Below are 2,020 nucleotides of genomic sequence, written 5' to 3' on the forward strand. Positions count from 1 at the left end.
CACCAACCTGCTCGACGGCGACCGCGTCCCGCTCTACGGTGACGGCCGGCACGTGCGCGACTGGCTGCACGTCGACGACCACGTGCGGGCGCTGGAGCTGGTCCGGACCCGGGGCCGGCGGGGCGAGATCTACAACATCGGGGGCGGCACCCAGCTCACCAACCGGGAGATGGCCGAACGCCTCCTGCACGCCTGCGGTGCCGCACCCAACCGGATCCGGTACGTGGCGGACCGCAAGGGCCACGACCGCCGGTACGCCGTCGACTGGTCCAAGATCCGCCGTGAGCTCGGGTACGCGCCGCGCCACGACCTCGACGCCGGGCTGCACGAGACGGTGGCCTGGTACCGCGCGAACCGGTCCTGGTGGGAGTCGCTCAAGCAGCCGTCGCCGGTTGCGCAAGCTGGGAGATCGGACTGCTCCTGACCTCGGTTAGCCTGACTGTCCTCAGTGGTCCCGGAAGGGAGGTCCGCGATGGTGCCGGCTGCCTATCACGGCGCAGATCCGCCGGACAGGGAGCACCCGGCCGAGGCCGAGCCAGCCGGTTCCGGGGACCGATGTCCGCCGGGGGGTTTCGCAGCCGCCGACGGTGACCGACCGACGCAGCGCAGAACGGCCCGCCTGCAACGGACGGCGGCTCCCTACTTCTGGTGGCGGTGGGGCTACGAGCCCGCCGCTGACGCGGACACCGTCCCGGCGGCACACCACAACCCGTCGGGCGGCCCCGGGCTGATGCCGTGAGGCAATCGCTCTACCCAGAGTGGCCGATCGCCTACTTTGGGTGAACAGAACGGGCCATTCCGGCATCCGGTATGGTATCTTTACCAAACCGACTTGACTTTCAGTAGGGCCCGCACCGACGCTCCACTTTCGAATAGCACACTGCTGCGACGAACGTGATGTCCACATGCGCCCACCGAGAAGACCATGTGCTGGTGCCGGCTCGGTACCATGCTCCGTCTGCATAGCCGCCGCCGATCGACGGCGCCACCCGCGGCCGTACGCCAGTCGCGGCGGCCTGATCCCCCCGGTTGAGATGACCTTCGGTGAACTGCACACGCTTCCCCTGAGCACCCTGGTGACGCGGCCGGTCGTTGAGCAGTTCCCGGATCTGCGACCGGGCGTCGTCCGCCTCGACGCGCCCGCCGGCACGCTGGCCCACGCCGCCGTCCTCGACGTCTTGACGCGCTATCCGAGACACTCGGCCGCCGGCGCCAACCGCCCCCGTTCCCGGGTGGTGCTCGACTGGGCCGCCGGACGGTTCCGCACCCTGATCGGCGCGCCCGGCGGCGCGGTGTCGTTCGGCGCCGACATGACGAGCCTGACCCTGGGTTTCGTCCGCTCCGTCGAACCGGCCCTGCGCCCCGGCGACGAGGTCGTGTGCACCGCGCTGGACCATCGGGCCAACGTGGACCCGTGGCGGGAATCCGCCCGACGCCGGGGTGCCGTGGTGCGCGTCGCGGACCTGTCGCCGGACGGACAGCTGACCGTGGACGCGATCACCGCGCAGCTCAGCCCCCGTACCCGCTGGGTCGCGCTGACCGCCGGCTCGAACGTGCTGGGCAGCGTGCCGGATATCACCGGGATCTGCGCCGCCGCCCGGTCGACCGGCGCGCAGGTCTTCGTGGACGGGGCACAGGTCCCGGCACACCGGTCGGTGGACGTCGCGGCGTGGGACTGCGACGCATTTGTCACCTCCGCCGCCACCTGGTACGGCCCCCGGTGCGGGATCCTGTGGAAGCGCACCTGCCGCGTCGGATCCACGCTGGTGCATGGCGCCGGTGCGCCGGCCGGGCGGACCGGGCCGGGCATCGACTCGGTCCTGGCCACCGGGGTCGCCGCCGAGGTGCTGCTGAGCTGGGACCGGGCGGCGGTCTTCCGGCACGGCGAACGGTTGGCCAACCTACTGGCCCGGGGCCTGCGCATGGTCGACGGCGTACGCGTGCTCGGCCGATCGGACGACGCGACCCGCCTGCCGATCGTCGCCTTTCAGGTCGACGGCCGCCCGGCCGCCGAGGTGTC

Annotated in this window: 2 protein-coding genes; both read left to right on the forward strand. The window is 71.9% G+C overall.

The features are described from left to right. Positions 1–424: GDP-mannose 4,6-dehydratase (locus tag AB0M52_RS33495; protein ID WP_363961853.1), on the forward strand; the 424-nt coding region annotated here is incomplete at its 5' end. 610 nt (positions 425–1,034) lie between these two features. Further along, a partial coding sequence (locus AB0M52_RS33500; protein ID WP_363961855.1) for an aminotransferase class V-fold PLP-dependent enzyme occupies positions 1,035–2,020 on the forward strand: 986 nt, incomplete at its 3' end.

Origin of the sequence: Micromonospora sp. NPDC051296, from assembly GCF_040682255.1 — a bacterium.
Lineage (GTDB): Bacteria > Actinomycetota > Actinomycetes > Mycobacteriales > Micromonosporaceae > Micromonospora > Micromonospora craterilacus.